General features: G+C 36.9%; 14 protein-coding genes. 11 read left to right on the top strand and 3 right to left on the bottom strand.

Annotated elements, in window-relative coordinates:
• Positions 1–172 precede the first annotated feature (172 nt).
• Together G7Y57_RS16335 and G7Y57_RS16330 are read right to left on the bottom strand one after the other, a co-directional pair.
• Complete coding sequence (locus tag G7Y57_RS16335) at positions 173–766, bottom strand: thioredoxin family protein (protein ID WP_165026653.1); 594 nt, start codon at positions 764–766, stop codon at positions 173–175.
• Entirely contained in the window at positions 763–1,287 is a 525-nt protein-coding gene (locus G7Y57_RS16330; RefSeq protein WP_165026651.1) for a TlpA disulfide reductase family protein, read from the bottom strand. The genes G7Y57_RS16335 and G7Y57_RS16330 overlap by 4 nt, the downstream gene beginning before the upstream one ends.
• 918 nt (positions 1,288–2,205) lie before the next feature.
• Here G7Y57_RS16330 and G7Y57_RS16325 point away from each other — a divergent pair.
• From G7Y57_RS16325 to G7Y57_RS16315, 3 genes are all read left to right on the top strand, one after another.
• On the top strand, positions 2,206–5,487 hold the full coding sequence (locus tag G7Y57_RS16325) for a SusC/RagA family TonB-linked outer membrane protein (RefSeq protein WP_255491492.1): 3,282 nt from the start codon (positions 2,206–2,208) through the stop codon (positions 5,485–5,487).
• Between the two features lie 12 nt (positions 5,488–5,499).
• Positions 5,500–7,209, top strand: a complete 1,710-nt coding sequence (locus G7Y57_RS16320; protein ID WP_165026639.1) for a SusD/RagB family nutrient-binding outer membrane lipoprotein — start codon at positions 5,500–5,502, stop codon at positions 7,207–7,209.
• 308 nt (positions 7,210–7,517) lie between these two features.
• A complete protein-coding gene (locus tag G7Y57_RS16315; protein WP_165026637.1) occupies positions 7,518–8,381 on the top strand; it encodes a helix-turn-helix transcriptional regulator in 864 nt (287 codons plus the stop codon).
• A gap of 2 nt (positions 8,382–8,383) precedes the next feature.
• On the opposite strand, the gene G7Y57_RS16310 is transcribed toward G7Y57_RS16315, so the two are convergent.
• Entirely contained in the window at positions 8,384–9,244 is an 861-nt protein-coding gene (locus tag G7Y57_RS16310; protein ID WP_165026634.1) for a helix-turn-helix domain-containing protein, read from the bottom strand.
• Positions 9,245–9,462: 218 nt separating this feature from the next.
• On the opposite strand from G7Y57_RS16310, the gene G7Y57_RS16305 reads away from it, so the two are divergent.
• The 8 genes from G7Y57_RS16305 (at position 9,463) to G7Y57_RS16270 (ending at position 20,446) form a co-directional block, all read left to right on the top strand.
• On the top strand, positions 9,463–11,250 hold the full coding sequence (locus G7Y57_RS16305; protein WP_165026631.1) for an L-fucose isomerase: 1,788 nt from the start codon (positions 9,463–9,465) through the stop codon (positions 11,248–11,250).
• 63 nt (positions 11,251–11,313) lie between these two features.
• Positions 11,314–11,958, top strand: coding sequence for a class II aldolase/adducin family protein (locus G7Y57_RS16300; protein WP_165026629.1), 645 nt, complete (start codon positions 11,314–11,316; stop codon positions 11,956–11,958).
• A 249-nt stretch (positions 11,959–12,207) separates the two neighbouring features.
• On the top strand, positions 12,208–13,674 hold the full coding sequence (locus G7Y57_RS16295) for a rhamnulokinase (RefSeq protein WP_165026627.1): 1,467 nt from the start codon (positions 12,208–12,210) through the stop codon (positions 13,672–13,674).
• A gap of 40 nt (positions 13,675–13,714) precedes the next feature.
• On the top strand, positions 13,715–14,965 hold the full coding sequence (locus G7Y57_RS16290) for a sugar MFS transporter (protein WP_165026624.1): 1,251 nt from the start codon (positions 13,715–13,717) through the stop codon (positions 14,963–14,965).
• Between the two features lie 823 nt (positions 14,966–15,788).
• Positions 15,789–16,655, top strand: coding sequence for a hypothetical protein (locus tag G7Y57_RS16285; protein ID WP_165026622.1), 867 nt, complete (start codon positions 15,789–15,791; stop codon positions 16,653–16,655).
• Positions 16,656–16,701: 46 nt separating this feature from the next.
• Positions 16,702–17,763, top strand: coding sequence for a FimB/Mfa2 family fimbrial subunit (locus tag G7Y57_RS16280; RefSeq protein ID WP_165026620.1), 1,062 nt, complete (start codon positions 16,702–16,704; stop codon positions 17,761–17,763).
• A gap of 81 nt (positions 17,764–17,844) precedes the next feature.
• Positions 17,845–18,900: a hypothetical protein gene (locus tag G7Y57_RS16275; protein ID WP_165026618.1), complete on the top strand. Its 1,056-nt coding sequence runs from the start codon at positions 17,845–17,847 to the stop codon at positions 18,898–18,900.
• A 19-nt stretch (positions 18,901–18,919) separates the two neighbouring features.
• A complete protein-coding gene (locus G7Y57_RS16270; RefSeq protein ID WP_165026616.1) occupies positions 18,920–20,446 on the top strand; it encodes a hypothetical protein in 1,527 nt (508 codons plus the stop codon).
• Positions 20,447–20,471 lie beyond the last annotated feature (25 nt).

Here is a 20,471-nt window from a genome sequence, read left to right as displayed (position 1 = left end):
GGCGGAGTCATTCAATGCAAAGATAAAAGCCTTTAGAACAATACTCAGAGGGGTAAAATGCATTCCCTATTTTTTATTCAGACTAACCAATATTTATGCCTAGTCCACAAGAATACGGCATGATCCGATGTAAATCGTAAACCAACATGAGTGGAACAGTTAATGTCTTCTTTTATTTAATTCCGCAGCCGATGGCTTTTGTTGTGGTCACAGCGACAGGTTGTCCTGCTAGTAATGCATCTACTGCATCGGCAATGTAGGTCTTTTTGACAGCCGAAGCATCCTCGTAATTATCGTCAATTGCTCCAATATATCTAACTACAGTCCCATTACTGGTTTTTTCCAGTACAAATGCATGAGGAGTTTTGGTCGCTCCAAAGGTTGGATAAACCTTTTGGCCGTCATCGAAGAGATATGGGAATGTGAAACCGGCCTCTTTATGGCGTTTTTTCATTTCATCGAAGCTATCAGCCGGATAAATTATAGGGCTGTTCGGACTGATTGCTATAACAGGATAGCCCTTTTCTTTATATTTTGAATCCAGAGCTACCAAACGCTCCTGATATGCTTGTGCATACGGACAATGATTGCAAGTGAATACGACAATAAATCCCTTCGCATCTTTATAATCACCGAGCGAAACAAAAGTATCATCTACATTCTTGAGTCTAAAGTCGGTAACAGTATCACCAATCTGATAACCTTGTGCAAATATTCCTGAGCACATTAAAATTAAAACCCCAGTCAATAATATAATTTTTTTCATTGTTCTAAAAATTTAGTTATTAATAAATCAAGTTCCTCATAGGTAAACTCTTTACTGTAAAAAGCCTTTTCTCCCTTCTTCACAATCAGAGTTGCGGGTATAGTTCCATCCCACGAGGGATCTACTTTGTCGATCCAGGCATTGGCATCCGGATCGGCAAGTACGATAACCGGCAGCTTTATATTCCTCTTTTCGATAAAAGGAATTATACCATTTTCAATACGTGATTTGAAGTCAAGGCTTATTAAGACGATTTTTATTTTTTCGTTGGCATATTTCTTTCCGATTGCTTCAAAGTGAGGAAGTTCTTTGATGCAGGGAGCACAGTAGGTAGCCCAGAAATTGAAAACGTATGTCGTGTCGTTCGATGTTTCAGGATGAAACATCGGTTCTATCTCATCGAAAGTATAGACCGGAATCTTACTGATTTGACTCTCGTTCTCAGTAGGGGGAATTCCACTTGTGAGGAATATAAAGCAACCGGCTAAAAATATATAAGTTGATAATTTATTGATAATCATATACAAAATTTCTTATAGTATTTATCTATTAAATTAACAGATTGATAAACTATAATGTTTGTTGAGAATCGATTTACATAATAAACTTTATAATAATTTAGGAAAATTGTTTATTATTTCTGTAAACAAATTTCTATTATTAAGTAATCTGAATCTTGACTACATTTTGCACTATGTTTATGAGATAGCTTTTCCATAAGAATAGTTTGGCCGCCCAGTTTATTTCTGTACAACTGAATGACAAAATAAATCTATTTATTTATCCATTTGGTCGATAATTGATTATTACAGTATTATTATAACTTTTGTATCATCTCTTCTTTTGTATTTCTTTCGTTTTGCTATTGTCGAAATGTTTTTGTTTACCATTGATTTTTTTATTTGTGTAAGGTGTTAAAGGATAGATGTATGTGTGTATGCTAACAATAAAAAAGAGTTTTCCTTTGATTTCTACCTTAGGGACATAAACGATATGTTTTCTCTGCATTAACCAAAACGTCAATAAGTATTATATCGATTATGTATTATTCATTCATCGAAAATGAGCAAGTGTTTATTGATTGTTAACTATACGTTTGTCTTAACTGATTACAATCTTAAGTTAACATAAGATAGCTTATCAATAAATTGTAAAATTACGAAGCCTAGTTATAAAAGGTATGAACTGATCATCTATAGTGCAATTACTGCATTTAGCAAACATTCTGTACGAGCAATAAAACCTAGATAATAATCTGATTTTCTCTGTTCTATTCACAAATATTTTGTTTTAAGCCCCTATTTAGATATAGCATATTGATTGTCTGCAATAAGGTTAATTTAACCTAAAATAAATGAATTATCATTAACTGAAAAAAGAACTTTTAAACTAGAAATCTTAGATCTAACATTTACTCATTAACCCTAAATTTTACGATTATGAATGTTTATTGTAAAAAAAGAAAAATTAGGCTAATCGTTTTCAGATTACTACTTTTTTGTTGTTTTCTTATTAGCCCTCACCTTTTAGTCCAATCACAAACAGTTAGTGGAACTGTTGTGGATACGAACAATGAGCCTATAGCGGGAGCAAGTGTCGCTGTAAAGTATACTACCAACGGTACAATGACTGATACTAATGGAAAATACAGTATCTCGGCAACAAATGAAAAAGCGACTCTGGTATTCTCTTTCATCGGTTTTGCTACGCAGGAAGTAGTGGTTGGCACAAAAAAAGTAATAAATGTGACTATGGCCAGCGACGACAAAATTCTGGATGAAGTTGTTGTAACAGCTTTAGGTATGACCAGAGATTCTAAAGCTTTGGGATATGCCATGACTGAATTGAAAGGCGACGATCTTGTAAAGTCTAATATTGTAAATCCGGTTAATGCTTTGCAAGGTAAAGTAGCCGGAGTTCAGATTAATATGGGTTCGTCCGGACCTCAATCTTCGCAACGTATACTGATTCGGGGAAATACTTCGATGTCGGGCAATAATCAACCTATTTTTGTTATTGATGGAATTATTGTAGATAACGAAGTTACCAAAACAGGGGATAATTTTGATCGGGACTTTGGTAACGATCTTAAGAACTTAAATTCGGATGACTTCGAAACTGTATCTGTGCTTAAAGGTGCAGCAGCAACAGCTTTGTATGGCTCTCGTGCCTCTAATGGTGTAATATTAATTACCACCAAAAAAGGAAAAAAGAATCAAGGTTTAGGAATCAATTTCTCGCATACACAACAATGGGAAAGCGTTTACTCTTTTCCTAAATTACAAAATGAATTTGGGATGGGAACATATCCGCTTTGGCCTCTGAATGATGATGGTACAGAAAATAGAAATATTGAAGTAAACAGAAACTTCGGTCCCAAATACGATTATAAGCCATATACTGTTGCCGGAATTTATGATGGTATACATCAGGCTTATCCTAACAATATGAGAGATATGTATCGCACAGGTAGATATATAAATACCAATGTCGCCCTATCAGGAGGTAGCGATAAGGGAACTTTCCGTTTTTCGTATTCCAATCTCCAAAGCGATGGTATTAGTTTAAACAATACTTTCGATAGAAATAGTTTCTCGCTAAATGCTACCCAAGAGATTAGTAGCATTGTATCTACTGAGGCAGGGTTCAGCTATGTAAGCTCTGATGGACGAAACCCAACCTATCAGGGAGGAGATATGTCACCCGTATACGATTTCTCGTATAGTGTACCTCGTGATTACGATACCCAATACTGGATGCAGAACTATTGGAGTGTAGCTCGTGATGGTTACAATGGTAATGATCCGTTTGGCTATTCATCGACAATATTTGATTATCTGGAAAACAATCAAACTCAGAAAGAAGAAAATTATAGAGGTTATGTAAATGTTAATTTCAAATTGACCAACTGGCTTAAATTTGTGGTAAACGCAGATATGAACCGTATCTATAAAACATTCGAAGTCATGAATCTGGCAACAGAACCATCCGAATTTCGTGGAGCTTCCTATCGCCTCAACGAAAGCAAAAAGCTACAATATAGAGCTGCTGCGATGTTGACGGCAACTCATCGGTTCAATGATCTTGGACTTAGTGGTTCGCTAGCGACAGAGCGTTTCGATGAGCGCCAATCATATCACAATTCGACAACAAATAATGGATTAAGAGTCCCGGGAATATTCGAGTTAAGCAACTCTGTAGACCCTGCTACAACCGAGGCACGTGCGAATGTAAACAGGAAAAGAATAAATTCTGTATACGGTTTTGTTAATGCCGATTGGAAAAGTCAGGTATACTTGGATATAACAGGACGTAACGACTGGTCTTCAACATTAAGATACGTAGATGGTAGTGGAAATGTATCCTATTTCTATCCATCAGTAAGTACATCGTGGCTTTTAACTGAGACATTCAAAGAGAGCTTGCCTAAAGCTATATCTTTTGCTAAAGTCAGAGCATCTTATGCCATCGTTGGTAACGATACCGATCCGTATATGGTTACTAATCCGGGTACATATCTTTATTATAACTCTTTTAAAGATGGTTATTTCGGTTCGGGAACTTATCCGTATTTCAAATATGCAAATAACAACTTAGGAGCAGCAAACCTGAAACCCGAAAAACAATATGCCATCGAATTCGGTATCGATTACAGAATGTTCGACAATCGTATCGGCATAGACGTAGCATACTATAAAACGAATACTAAAAACCAGATTCTGGCACTTCCTACTTCTACAGAAACGGGCGTTGGTTATAGAATCATTAATGCCGGTAATATTCAGAATTCAGGTATTGAACTATTGTTGACTGCGACACCTATTCGAACCAAAGATCTTGTATGGGATTTATCACTAACCTATACCCGAAACAGAAATAAAATCATTGAATTATATCCGGGTGTAACCAAATATCAACTACCCGGAGGAGGAGCCGATACGCAAGCTTGGGCTACCGAGGGTGGTGCATATGGTGATATATATTCAAGCTATGCTTACAAGCGTGATGAGAATGGAAACAAACTGCTCAATTCTGCCGGAGGATGGATTCGTTCGGGAACATCTGAAAAAATCGGTAGTATACAACCTGATTTTTTAGGTGGTTTGGCTACCAATCTTAAATGGAAAGGATTTAATCTGGGGGCTGTTTTTGATGCTCGTGTTGGGGGTGACATATTTTCAGCCTCGTACAATTACGGTATGGCTGGTGGACGATTGGCAAGTAGTTTAGAAGGCCGTACACAAGAATTAGGAGGATTGGAACGCAAATTGTCCGACGGGCGTACCGTATACGATGGTATGATACCCGATGGTGTTTTCGACAAAGGAATTAAAAATAAAAATGGAGTAGACCTGAGTGGCATGACTTATCGTGAGGCTTATGATAAGCAATTGGTAGATCCTCTTTCGGCATATATGTATTATGCGAATATGTATGACTGGGGAAATGGTATCAGAGAAGCTTCGGTACATAAACTGTCGTGGGTTGCACTTCGTGAGGTATCGTTATACTGGGATATTCCTAAAAGATGGACGGAAAAGGCTTTTATAAAAGGGGCTACTTTAGGATTCATTGTTCGTAATGTCGGTTTTCTATATAATAGCCTGCCGGATAATATCCATCCTGAAGGACTGAAATCCAATTACAGCTCGGAGTATTACGAAGCCGGAGGTAGTGTATATAGTAGAAATTATGGAATAAAACTTAATCTAACCTTCTAAAAATGTACTATCATGAATAAAATTAAAATATTGATAATATCACTGGTAATATCATTGTGCGGAATCCAACTTACCGGTTGTACAGACGATTTTGAGAATCTGAACACAGACCCTGCATCACTTCCTACAATTAATCCTGAGGAAATGTTGTACACTGCCGAAATAAACATGCTTACATCCGGTCATTGCTGGAATGCAATCTATGCATCGAAATATAGATGGCTGCAATATGGAGCCGGTATATGGGGATATACACAGACTCAGTATGATTATTTCTCTACATCTATAGGGAATTCTATTTATGGCGAATACAATGATATGGGTAGTTATGTGACTAATATCAAGTATTTAAGCAGTCTCAAAGATAATGCATCGGATTATTCAAACCTGAATCAGGTTGCCCGCATACTGCTTATTGCTAAGGGAATACAGACATCCGATATGTTTGGTTCACTTGTATATAGCCAAGGTTGGCTTGCCCGAGAAGGTAAAGTAGATGATGTGAGTATGACTCCCGAGTTCGAAACACAAGAGCAATTGGTTGCAGTATGGGATAATCAGCTGAAAGAATGTATTACAAATTTGCAAGGTGCAATGGGATCTTCATCTCAAGTTTCATTGAAAGGTCAGGATCGTGCATATAACGGAGATACCCAAAAGTGGATAAAGGCAGCAAATGCAATCAGGCTTCGTTTGGCTAGCCGCATATTGAAAAGAGAGCCGGCTAAGGCTAAAACTATCGCTACCGAAGTGCTGGCTTCATCTAATACAGCAAATGTATTCAGTAGTAACGATGATAGTTTTATACTCTGGTTCGACAATTTGTATACTAATATACATGGAGGAGATTGGCATTCCATTAAAGATATGGATATAGCAACATACTGTATGATGGATTATTTGAATAGAAATGAAGATCCCCGAAGACGTATGTATTTCGTTATAAATAATCTGACTCCCGAAAATGTGACTGCATTCAATGCTCAACAGACAGATCCTACAAAATTGATTCCCGATACTTATACAAGATGGGAAGGCAGTTCGGCATCTTATGATAGTTGGACAAAGGATAGGCGTCGACTAAGATATTATTTAGAGCAAGGTACAACTCAAACCGACATGCGTCCGGCTAATATGCCGCAGGTTCGCTTATGGAAAGGGAATGATACGGAAGGCAGTGGCGGAAACTGGGCACCCGTTATGACATATGCCGATTTTTGCTTTCTGGCTGCTGAATTTGTTTTGACGGAGAACATTCCTAGTGCTAAAACGGCACAAAAATGGTATGAAGATGGTGTGAGAGCATCTCTCGATCAGTGGAATGCTTTAGGTAAATTCTGCGACATAGCTAATTATGAAGCTATGACTGAGGCTGAAATAACCAATTTCCTATCAAAACCTGATATTAAATGGAATGCCGGTAAAGGATTGGAGCAGATATATGCTCAGACTTATATAGAGCATTTTAAGAATGTCGATGAGGCTTATGCCTTTTGGAAACGTACTAACTATCCGAACAGGACATCTTCGATTGTCAAATTTGAAGAACCTATTATATTAGGAGTATCCCGCATAGTTCCTCGTAAAGTAATATTCTCATATCCTAACGAAGGAGTTCATAATTATATCAACCTGAAAAAACGTTTGGACGATATGAAAAGTAATCCTGAGTTTGGTAATATAGATGATGCATATGGTCGCCTATGGTGGGATAAAGAATAAAGAATTTTTTTGTAAAACCTGATTGATGAGTTTTTATAATCAGCAGCATATGGGGATGGTGTAATTAATTTTTATTCTCGTATGTTGCTGATATTTTGCTTTTTTACCACAATCTTATTGTTTGTTTTCGCTCTTTTTTTATTGTGTTTACATTTCATTGTAATAAAAAACATTCGCTTCGCTTCTGGTTTAATAAATTTATAATTAGTTATTTACAATGAACTAAGTGTGATTTTTTTGCAAGTGGTATAACCTGATACTTATTGTTTTTTTTGTTTACTTTTATATAGTATAAAACGATACACCTTATGCCTAAAGACCTGGAGAATCCTAAGTTTATATTGTTGAATGTAGGGTATTCGGAACTTAATGCCAATTGGAACTGGAAAAAAATATACAGCCCTTTTGCACGGATATATTATGTGTCGGAAGGAGATGCTACTATTTATATAAATGAAGCGACATACGATCTGAAACCGGATCATTTATACTTGATACCACCTTTTACATTACACAATGATGAGTGTAAAAGCTATTTTTCACTCTATTATGTTCATTTCTATGAAGATGTTATTAATCGTGAGTCGATGTTCGACAAATACGATTTTCCGATAGAAATAAGAGCGACATCTTTAGATATGATGTTGGTCAGAAGACTGTGGGATATCAATCCTGACCGGCAACTAAGGCATTATGACCCGCAACTCTATGACAATCCACCCACGTTTTCGCAATATGTGGCCGATAATAATAAAATGTCGAGGCGCTCAAAATTCGAAACACAGGGAATCCTGTACCAGCTGTTATCTAAATTTTATGCATTAGTAAAATTAAAAGCAGATAGTAAAGATATAAGGGTTAATAATGTATTGAAATATATTCACGAAACTACAGAAAATAACATCACTTTAACTCAGTTAGCCAGCATTGCTTGTGTCACGATCGATCACTTTATTCGCATCTTTAAGAAAGAAATGAAATGTACACCATTGAAGTATATTAATATGAAGAAAATAGAAAAGGCACAACTATTGCTCCTGACCACCGATATGCCAATACGGGAGGTTGCTCTCGAACTGTCTTTGGATAATATTTCTTATTTCAACAGGATATTCAAATATTATACGGGACGGACTCCCACTGAATATAGGAAGATAGGTAATAAATTCTGATATTATTTGCTGTATTTTTTTCTATACTTACTCGGTGTCATATTCATATACTGCTTAAATACACGATTGAAGTACGATATATTGTCGATCGACAGATCGAATGCAATATCTCTTATTGCACGTTCAGTAGTAAGAAGCAATAGTTGTGCCTTTTCTATCTTCTTTAGATTGATGTATCTGACAGGCGTCTGGTTCATCACATTTTTAAAAATGCGTATGAAATGATCTTCGGATATACATGCTGCATCAGATAGATCAGAGATAGAAATATTTTTGTCGATATTCTCGTGTATATACTTCAGGCTTTTGTTTATGCGCGAATCTTTATCATAAGTCTTTATTCTCACCAACTCCAGAAATCTGGACATTAATTGCGATAAGATACCTTGTGTCTCTACAACAGAATGTAGTGGCATTTTATTATTATCGGCCACATATTGCGAAAACGTGGGCGGATTGTCATAGAGTTGCGGGTCGAAATGTCTCAAATGCCGGTCGGGGTTTATTTTCAAGAGTCTTTCCGTTAATAGTAAGTCCAAAGGTGTCGCTTTTATTCCTATTGGAAAATCAAACTTATCAAATACAGATTCTTTGTTTATTAAATTCTCATAGAAGTGAATGTAGAACAACGAGAAATAACTATCGCATTCATCGTCATGTTCAGTAAACGGTGGAGTAAGGTATAAATGATTCGGTTCTAGAATATAAGTCTGATTTGCAATATTTGTTTTTGCCATACCCTCTTTTATGTAGTAGATCCGCGCAAAAGGGCTGTATATTTTTTTCCAGTTCCAATTGGCATTAAGCTCCGAATAGCCGACATTCAACAGTATCAGATCTAAATTCTCTTTTGTACCATGCATAAGGAGTATCGTTTTTATATTATACTACTAAAATATAAATATACTTATTTATAGCATATAACAAAACATATTATAGAGTAACATCGGAATAGTGTTATTTATTCGTCGAAATAGTGAAAGGCATTATTGGTTTTTCCACATATATTTGTTTACAGCCGAAATTAACAAATATATCAGTGTTTCGGCAAATTAACCATTTTAATCTATAACCAAATATCATGATGACAAAAAGATTTCAGGGGCAATGGCCCAAAATTGGTATTCGCCCTACTATCGATGGCCGCATGGGTGGAGTGCGCGAATCTCTGGAAACACAAACCATGGATATGGCAAAAAGTGTAATTGCTCTATTAACTTCAACACTAAAATATCCTGATGGAACTCCTGTCGAGTGTATTGTTGCCGATTCTACAATTGGTCGCGTATCCGAAAGTGCTGCATGTGCCGAAAAATTTCGCAAGGAAGGTGTCGGCGTAACCATTACTGTAACCCCTTGCTGGTGTTATGGCAGTGAAACAATGGATATGGAACCTCATACGGTAAAAGCAGTTTGGGGATTTAATGGAACAGAACGTCCCGGAGCTGTATATCTTGCAGCAGTATTGGCAGGTCATGCACAAAAGGGATTACCTGCATTTGGTATCTATGGACGCGACGTGCAGGATTCCGGTACACAAGAAATTCCGGAAGATGTAAGAACTAAGCTTTTGCGTTTTGCCAAAGCCGGATTGGCAGTGGCAACCATGCGTGGTAAATCTTATCTGTCTATCGGTGCTGTGTGTATGGGTATAGCAGGTTCAATTGTTAATACCGATTTCTTTCAAGATTATCTAGGTATGCGCTGCGAAGGCGTTGACGAAGTAGAAATTATTCGTCGTATGACCGAAGGCATTTATGATAAGGAGGAATATACAAAAGCATTGGCATGGGCTAAAGCGAATTGTAAAGAAGGAGAAGATAATATTAACCGAGCCGATCTGAAAAAAGATAGAGCCGCTAAAGATAAAGACTGGGAGTTCATTGTGAAGATGACTCTCATTGTTCGGGATTTAATGATTGGCAATCCGAAACTGAAAGAAATGGGATTCGGTGAAGAAGCATTGGGACACAATGCCATTGCAGCAGGTTTCCAAGGTCAGCGCCAATGGACGGATTTCTATGCCAATGGCGATTTTACGGAAGCAATACTTAATTCATCATTCGACTGGACAGGTATTCGTGCTCCATATATACTGGCTACAGAAAATGATGCTCTGAACGGAACGGTTATGTTGTTCAGTTACTTGCTGACTAATACTGCACAAATATTTGCTGATGTACGTACTTATTGGAGTCCTGATGCAGTGGAACGCGTTACAGGTAAAAAACTGGATGGTTTGGCAGCGAATGGCATGATTCACCTTATAAACTCAGGAGCTGCCACTCTCGATGGTAGTGGATATCAAAACGATGCAGACGGTAAACCTACAATGAAACCATTCTGGGATATATCTGAACAAGAAGCTAAAGCATGTCTTGATGCTACAACATGGATGCCTGCTAACCGCGAGTATTTCCGTGGAGGTGGCTTTTCATCCAAATTCCTTACAAGAGGAGGGATGCCATGCACAATGGTTCGTTTAAATCTGATAAAAGGTCTGGGGCCTGTATTGCAAATAGCAGAGGGATGGACTGTCGATCTCGATCCTGCAGTGCATAAAATATTAGATGATCGTACAGATAAAGGCTGGCCTACAACTTGGTTTGTTCCTCGTTTGACTAACGATCCTAATTTTAAAGATGTGTATTCTGTTATGAATAACTGGGGTGCTAATCATGGTTCGATAAGTTGCGGACATATTGGTGCCGACCTTATCACTTTAGCATCGATGCTTCGAATACCTGTATGTATGCATAATGTAGCCGACGACGATGTTTACCGTCCTGCAGCATGGACAGCATTTGGTATGGATAAAGAAAGTGCTGATTATCGTGCATGCGAAACTTACGGACCGATCTATAAATAATAGAAATATAAACGGGTAGAAATATCTGCCCGTTTATTGCTTAAACTAAAATAAACGAAGACTATGATAACAAAAGAACATATTGAAAAATTTATAGAACAAGCCCATCGTGTAGGAAAAGAGCGTTTGCAACTTTGCAGCAGCGGAAACCTCTCGTGGAGAGTAGAAGGTAATATCGCTCTGGTATCGGGTACAGGCTCGTGGCTTCCCCGATTGGCGGAAGAGAATGTGGCAGTCTGTAATATTGCTACCGGAATGCCTGTAAATGGTCCAAAGCCATCTATGGAAAGTGTATTTCATTTAGGGGTATTGCGTAAACGAAAAGATATGAATGTAGTCCTACATTTCCAATCGGAGTACGCTACTATTGTTTCGTGTATGAAGAATAAACCTAAAAACTTTAATGTGGTAGCCGAAGTACCTTGCTACTGTGGGAGCGAAATTCCTGTTATACCTTATTTCAGGCCGGGGTCGAAAGAATTGGCCGATGCTGTTACCGAAGCGTTGACAGATCACGACTGTGTATTGATGAGTAAACACGGACAAGCTGTATGTGGAAAAGATTTTGACGATGCTTATCAGAAGGCTGTATTCTTTGAATTGGCTTGTCGGATTATTGTACTTGCCGGAGAAGGTAATTATTTGACCTTAACCGATGAGGAGATACACGATCTTGATGTATATATACTAGGTAAAGTCTCAAAATAATTTTCTGCTGGTATATCAATATATTGAAGTAGTCTCGACTTTTCTTTAACCACAGGGTCGCGCAGAGTATCACAGAGTCTATAATTGCTGTGAAATTGACAGTTTCGTTATCAAAATATAGTTTATTTCGGTACTGAAGCTTTAAAACTCTGTAAAACTCCTTTTACTCTGTGGTTAATAGTCAAGATGAACTCATTGGTATATCTTGATATTCCTATATCTATACATTAAATAATTCAATATATTATTATGGCATATCTAGCATTAGATCTCGGAGCCGGAAGCGGACGTGCTATTGTCGGTATAATCGAGGATGGAAAAATCAAGTTAGATGAAATTCATCGTTTCGCTAATTCTCCTGTTAAACTCGGAGATACGCTATATTGGGACTTCCTCTCATTATATGCAAATATCAAAGAAGGTATTCGTTTAGCTGTGAAGAAAGGCTACAATCTAAAGGGTATTGCAGTCGATACATGGGGAGTCGATTTCGGTCTGATCGATAAATCGGGGAAGCTACTTGGTAATCCTGTCTGCTATCGTGATTTGCGTACAGAGGGTATGTCTGAAAAATCATCTGCTTATATTTCGAAAGAAGAATTGTATGCAATTACCGGCATTCAGCAAATGGAAATAAATTCTCTATTCCAATTGTTGAGCCTTAAGGTATGTAAAGATCAAACACTTTCTGTAGCTGATAAACTATTATTCACTCCCGATTTAATTAATTTTTTCCTCACAGGCATAGCTTGCAATGAGTATACAATTGCCTCTACATCTCAACTATTAAATGCTCAGACGAGGCAGTGGGATGAAAAAATATTCGAAAAATTGAACCTTCCTTCCCATTTAATGAGTAATATTGTGCATCCTTGTTCTCTGATTGGCAAACTCAATACCGAAATTGCAGAAGAAACAGGAGCCCTTGATGCAAAGGTGTTTGCTGTGGGTTCGCACGATACAGCCAGTGCTATTGCTGCTATTCCCACTCAGGGAGATAACTGGGCATTTCTGAGTTCTGGCACATGGTCGCTCTTGGGTGTACTCACCAATGAGCCTATCTTGGCAAGAGAGGTAATGTTGAATGATTTCACAAATGAAGGAGGCGTAGATAATAAAATATTATTTATGCGCAACATTACAGGACTATGGCTTTTACAACGGTTAATAGCCGAATGGGAAAAGGACGAAAATCCTAATTGCTCTTATGATTATTTGTTATCCGAATGTGAAAAGAGTAAACCGTTCAGAAGCATTGTCAATAGCGATGATCCTAGTTTTACACATCCTGTTTCGATGTCAAAAGCCATACAGGCATATTGTGAAAGAACAGGGCAGCATGTTCCCCAATCGAAAGGTGAGTTTGTACGCTGTGTATTAGAATCATTAGCAGTAAAATATTACTTCGTGATGGATAAACTACAAAAATCAACAGGGAAAGATATTAAACAACTTTTCGTTGTGGGTGGTGGTAGCCAGAATGAATTATTAAATCAGTACATAGCCAATATTCTGAATATGGATGTGATAGTCGGACTGACAGAGAGTACAGCTATTGGCAATGTTATACAACAGGCTATTGCCAATAATGAAATTGCTGATTGGGAAGAAGGACATAAAATTATTAGAAATAGTTTTACTTTAAAAACTTATAAAGCACAAAACTTTGACGATTGGATAAATGTAATTTCCAAGACGAAACATTTATTCGAATAGCAAAGACGAAAAATACTAAATAACCTTTAAATGAATACCAATGATCGAAAATAATACAAAAGGCTCTTCTATGTTTCGAGGGAAAGAGGGGCAAAACTATCTGTTTCCTTTTATACTTGTTTGTAGTTTGTTTTTCCTTTGGGGGTTTGCACATGCTTTGCTTGATGTGCTTAATGCTCATTTTCAGGAAATATTGCAGATATCGAAAGCTCGTTCAGCGTTGGTTCAGTTTGCGCTCTATGGCGGATACTTTGTGATGGGTATTCCTGCGGGATTAATTATTAAGAAATACGGGTATAAGAAAGGGATAGTTTTCGGACTGCTAGTGTTTGCTATCGGAGCATTCCTGTTTTATCCGGCGACGCTGATACGAACATTCCTACCATTCCTTATAGCTTTATTTGTCATTGCTTGTGGTTTGACTTGTCTCGAAACAGCTGCTAATCCATATACTACTGTTTTAGGGCCATCTAAGTCGGGTGCAAGGCGTATAAATCTGGCACAGTCATTCAATGGCTTGGGATGGATTTTAGGGCCTTTGCTCGGAGGATTACTCCTTTTTTCTGACGAAGGCGACCCCTTTGCTGCATTGGCAACTCCTTATATTGGTATCGGGATAGTAGTATTGCTTATAGCTGTACTCTTTGTAAGAACACCTTTGCCCCAGATATCGGCAGGGGAGGACGATTCTTTAAGTACAAAGGAAGCAGCACAATTGAATAAAAAGAGCCGATTCAGAGATCTATTGAAACATCCACTATTTATATTTGCTGTCATTGCTCAGTTCTTTTATGTAGCGGGTCAGACAGGGATAGGTAGTTTCTTTATAAATTATGTAATCGAAGTGAGACCTGATATAAGCCATTTGCAAGCATCACAAATACTCGCATTTGGTGGTATGGGATTGTTTATGGTGGGTCGTATATCAGGCAGTTATATTATGAAGTACTTTAACCCAAAGAAGTTACTGGCAATATATGCATTAATAAATGTATTATTAATGGTTGTTGTTGTAATGGGATTGGGTATGATATCAGTAGTTTGTCTTTTTGTATCTTACTTCTTTATGTCTATCATGTATCCTACTATTTTTGCAGTAGGCATAAGCGGTCTGAAAGAGAATACCGAGAAAGGTTCGTCACTCATTGTTATGGCTGTAGCCGGCGGCGCTGTTATACCTATGTTGATGGGCCGTATTGCAGATATATCTTCAATGACAACCGGATTTATAGTACCGTTAGTTTGTTTCGTTGTAATCTTTATTTTTGGATTAAGCAAGATGAAAAACTAACATAATCTTAGAAGCTTTAGCTTTCAGTATAGAAAGTAAGCCATATATCCATAACAACTGAAAGACCAATAGCAATATTGGTCTTTTTCTGTTATACCTTCCGTTGATGTTCGCCATATTTTTATGCGATTTATATTTTATGTTGTTATTTTATTAGTAATGATATTAATAGATTATAGCCAAATGTAATATAGGAAATGTTGAATAGTCATAGATATTATAAATGAGTCGTATCTGTATGAGGGTAGTTTTATTTTATTTTTAAATATTGCTTTTAAGTTATTTTTTTTACTTGAAATAAGATTTGATGATTAGTAATTTATATTATTTGGTAATTATTACTTAGTAAATGTTAACTTTTATTTAATTAAATATATTTAATTAAACTTGCTTTTTGGTATGTGTGTATTTTAAAATGTGTCATATTTATACATCTGCTTGTCTTTGTATTCTACTTTTTATTGAAAGATATCCAATCTGTCTATTTATATAATTTCTATATGGTTATTGTGGGTTTTGCTTAAGTGTAAATAGTGTGTGTTGCTATAATTTCTGATATTATTTATTTTGTTCGTTAAAAAATAAATAATTAACATATATTGTGTTTCTTATTTAAGGAGTGTTTGAACAAAACTTTGGTTATGGAATATGTTTTACAACAAGGTGTTGTTTGTGATTATTTGTATTATTTAGCTCCTTGTTTATTAATTATTGTAATTTATTGTAATACTTATTAAAAATACATTGAACAAAATGAAGTTAACTTCTGTTTAAGCCTTTAATATGCTATAGATTTTATTAATAATACAAAATTGAGTTGCTCATGTTTAATAAGATATTTGTTTTATTATTCTCGATACCTCTAGTATCATGTGTCAAGGAAGCTCTGCCCGAATGTCCATATCAGTATAATATACAGGTATTTGTGTCCGATAAGAACTATTCTAATATATCCGATTTTCCTGATGAAAAGATATCCGAAGATTTACCTTTCAATAAATATATTCAAAATATTTATTATACGCTCACAGATATTAAAACAGGTAAAAATATGATCGATCCGCAGCGTATAGACGTAGCAGGAGATAGTAAAACTCAATCGATAATTATCGATTTAGTACCTGATGGCAAGTATATTTTAGCTGTATGGGGCAATGTCGATAGTTCGGACAAATCGAATATGCTTCCCGAAAATTTGCATGACAAGAGTGCCGAAAGTAAGAATGTCTATTTAGCTTACGATACACTTGATATTGTAACAGGTATTGCTAAGGAGATGTCTATGGGCTTAAAGAGGACAACCGGAATGTTGATGGTTAAATTTAACGACCTTCCTACTACTATTGCTAAAATAGATGAATCTATAACTTCAATACAAAAAGATGTGGACTGGCATTTCGACTATTCCAATACAACTGATGTCGAAAAGTCTTTCCTAAGTACCTCACAGTCTTTAAGTAAAATAACTACCTATCTGGCTCCTACTGTAACGGGAGAGAAATCTAAATTATCTCTCATGTTGACTAAAACCGATAATACAGTGATTGCGATTCCGATAGCAGAGGTTATAATTAAACGTAACGAGATTTTAGGCCTTGAGGTTACTTACAATGATACAAACGATACATGGGAAGTGTGGGCCAATATAAACAATGAGTGGGTCTTAATCAATAATTTAGAAATAAATTAATCAACATACAATTATTTAAAGTGTTTAATATTAAAAAAGATTTATTATGAATAAAATTTTTGCTTTTCTTATAGCTAGTTTGCTATTTGTTTCGTGCTCGAGCGATGATCAATCTCCGATAGATGTTGCCAATGAAAAAGGTATAACTTTCGAAATCACTACAATAAACAAGGCTGCTGAAGGCTTGAAAGCCGGTACTCCGCTTTATAGTCAAGAAGCGGTGCAACATGTATCAAGAGTTGATATACATGCATTTGTGAAAAATGGAGCAGATTATACGTATGTAAGAACATATTCAATATTCGATTGGGCAGACGGTTCTACATTCAGACGTTTTACTATAGATCCGGATCAAGAAGTACCGGCTGGAGACTATAAGTTCTTAGCTGTAGGTAGGGGTTCGGATATGTATACTATCACAACATTCGATAATACCGTTAAATTCCAAGATGTGGCTGCATCTATTGCTGCTGCCGGTGATGAATCTGAGATTTTTGCAGGTTCCGCACAAGCACAAGTTCTAGAAAGCGGAACTCGTGTAAGTCTCGAAATTACCCGTAAAGTAGCAGGTGTATTAGGTTATTTTAAAAATATACCTGAAACATTGAATGGTTCTACTGTGAAGTATTTACGTCTATCGGTTGCAGCAACAAATAGTCAGGTCAATCTATCTACCGGAATTGGTTCGTCTAATTTAGCTGCAGTACATAATTTGATAAATATAGATCTTACAGGTCAAGGTACAACAGGTGGTATATTTAATGGTATTGACCTTTCGGGAGCAGGTGTTGCCACACTGCCTAATTCTCAATTGGGAGGAGCTTTTATTATACCAATATCAAGTGCGTCGTTAACACTGGGTCTTTATGATGCTAGTAACGTTGCTATAAAAACTTGGGTTGTGAAAAGCGGTTCAGCAACAGTATTCGATCTTGTAGCTAATAACTTCTATTCATTAGGTCTTAAAACAAAGGCTAGTACTACAAATGGTACAGATCCTGCAGATCCTAATGATGATGATCAAGCGATCGATCTATTGACAGACGAAACTCTTACAATTACGATTACCCCTACATGGAGTACACTTCATAACTTGACTCTACAGTAATGAAAAAAATAAATACAAGGTATCCGTTACTTGGATACCTTGTATTTTATAAATTATCAATTTTAATAATTGAAAGGCGTTATGAATAATAATATCAGGTATAAACAGGCAAAACTGTATTGCTTCTTATTGACTGCAGTTATCTTTTTATTGTCAGGATGTTCTCAGGATGATGAGGTTGTTTTACAAGACGAAAATAGTGTAGTTGTGCCTATCGAGATCGGCTCTACGGAAATAAGCCAGACAAAGGCAATAGAGAATCAACCTTTTACAACGAATAGGGTTTTGATACTACCTTTTAAGAAAATAAATGAAAGTATAGTTGCTAATGATGATAGTAATTTTGCTCCTGACTATAATGCTGCCAGACAGTATGATATAAACAATACAACAGCTTATACCGGTATGCTTAATCTTACAGCTACTTCTACATACAAAGTAATTGTTATAGGATATAATAGCAACGATTATGATTTCAACAATCAGAGTAGTCCGGCAAATCGCTTTAGCATAGGTGCTGTAACAACTCCTGTGACACTAGCTAATTTTCATCTTCAATCTACATCGGCTACATCTGTACCTGAGTTCTTTACTGGTGTGTGTATGTCTTATGCCGGGGCAACTGCAACGCCGAATAGTCCTTATTTCAGGCCCGATCAGGTAACCAGCCTAAATCTAAAAGCGACTCTGACACGATTAGTCAGTGGACTCAATTTGCAAATTAACAATATACCGGCCTATGTTACTTCTGTAACATTGGTTGCGCAACAACTGGTTAAGGCTGTATTGCCCATAACCGGTACCGGCACAGTTTTTCAATTAGCTGCTGATGCCGACAATTTAAAAACATTTGGTGTAAAGTCGCCTGTGGCAGGGAGTGTAGCCTTCAATTATTACCTTCTCCCTACATTCAGTGCACATAGCACAAAATTCTATTTAGATGTCAAATATGCTGCATATACCGAAAGATATACGGTAAATGTGCCTGATCTGACAAATATATCTTCTGCAAGTAATATTACTTTCACCCCCAATGAGGTGGTAACAATAGTAGGAAATTATTCCAATATCAATTTTGGATTTACAATAAATAATTCAATTAATCTCGACGATAATGCGTGGGATGGATTACATTAATATTAAACAGTAGGGTAGGATGAAAACAAAATTATTATTATTCAATATATTGCTGTTACTTTTGTTTGCCAGTTGCGACAAGAATGAGTCGGAGGTTGATCTGGTAGGAGAGGGTGAAACCACAGTCGAGAATACTGATCCTCCAGCCGATTTGCCCGAAGGCTTTTTTGAAGTCCGTTTCTTTCCATCGACTTTCGGTGAACACACCAAGGCTGCGGTAACGGGTGCTGATGGAAGAGTACAGCATATTCGCTATATGATTTATAAATCTACAGGTGAGTTTGTGAAAGAAAAGGTTGTCTTGATACCTTCCCAAGGAACACCCACATGGCCATTGGCTGTAGTTAAAGATACTTTGCCTAAAGGATCTTATAAAGCCGTATTCTTAGGGAATGTAGAAAAGACGTTATTCCCTTATAATAATGGTGCCAGCACGGGGCTTACTGCCGATGTATTGACTAATTATACTACAACATACAGTGCTGCCAGAATAGTATTGCCAGCCAAAGAGTTTACCGATAATAGCGAGTATTACTGGGCGAATGTATCATTCTCCGATACGAATACAACACCTAGTGTATTATTTCAACGGATAATAGGTTCGTTAAAGCTGCACCGTAATTTTGTCGATGCGCAAACTGCACTAAATCAACTGGTCAATAATATTGTTACGCAGGTAGGATATAGAAACATTATACAAACTACTATTCAAGGCTTATTGCCCGGATTGCTCCGAACAGCTTTGGGGCCTCTGGGTACCGCTATCGGTTTATTGGTATCGGGAGGTGTTGATGCAATATTAAATCCGATAGTTACCGCTTTGGTAGCTCCCATAACCGATGCTCTGTACAACTTGCTGTTACAGCAACTGGTCAATCAGATAGGTACGGCTCTGACGGGGAACGCAGATCAAACGGGCTTACTGGGATTTCTCGGTACTGCGCTCAATCCATGGGCAAATTTAGAGGCCAGTTCGACTGTCGTGACAATGAATAATTTCCCGAAAACAATAGATTTTGATCTGAATGTAAGGGATGTATACACAGGTCTTCAGCAATTCAAATATGACTTCAATACCACTGTTGTTAGTGATCAAAGATATATTACAATCAAAGGGTTCAATGGTGTTTATGATGTTCGCGATATAAATGTGCTTAAACAGGGTTTAATTTCGGGTCTTGTGGTCGATCAGGTTGTCGATACTTACCTGCTTCCCGGAGCATTTGTCGATATTAAAGATCCTATACAGGCTACAGGACCGAAGAGTAATCTCAGATATCAGGCAGATTATTCGTTTCTCGATCTCGGACTGAAATCTTATACACAACAAACAGATGGTAACCATAGTCTTACACTATCAGTTAAAATAGGAAATATAGCCAATATCGATGGCATATTGGGGGGAGTTCCGATCTTAGGGCCAGTATTGAGTTTAATATTGACTCCTATAAAAAATATAACAGTAAGTGTTCCGCTCAATCTGCCTTTATTAGGTGTCGATAACCTATCGGTAAGTGGTAGTTGGAGCGCTATTACCACTTACTAATGCTGCTTATTTAAAAACCAAATGA

This window comes from Dysgonomonas sp. ZJ279 (assembly GCF_011039205.1).
GTDB lineage: Bacteria > Bacteroidota > Bacteroidia > Bacteroidales > Dysgonomonadaceae > Dysgonomonas.
Note: the sequence above shows the minus strand (reverse complement) of the source record. Positions and strands in the feature narration are given on the sequence as shown.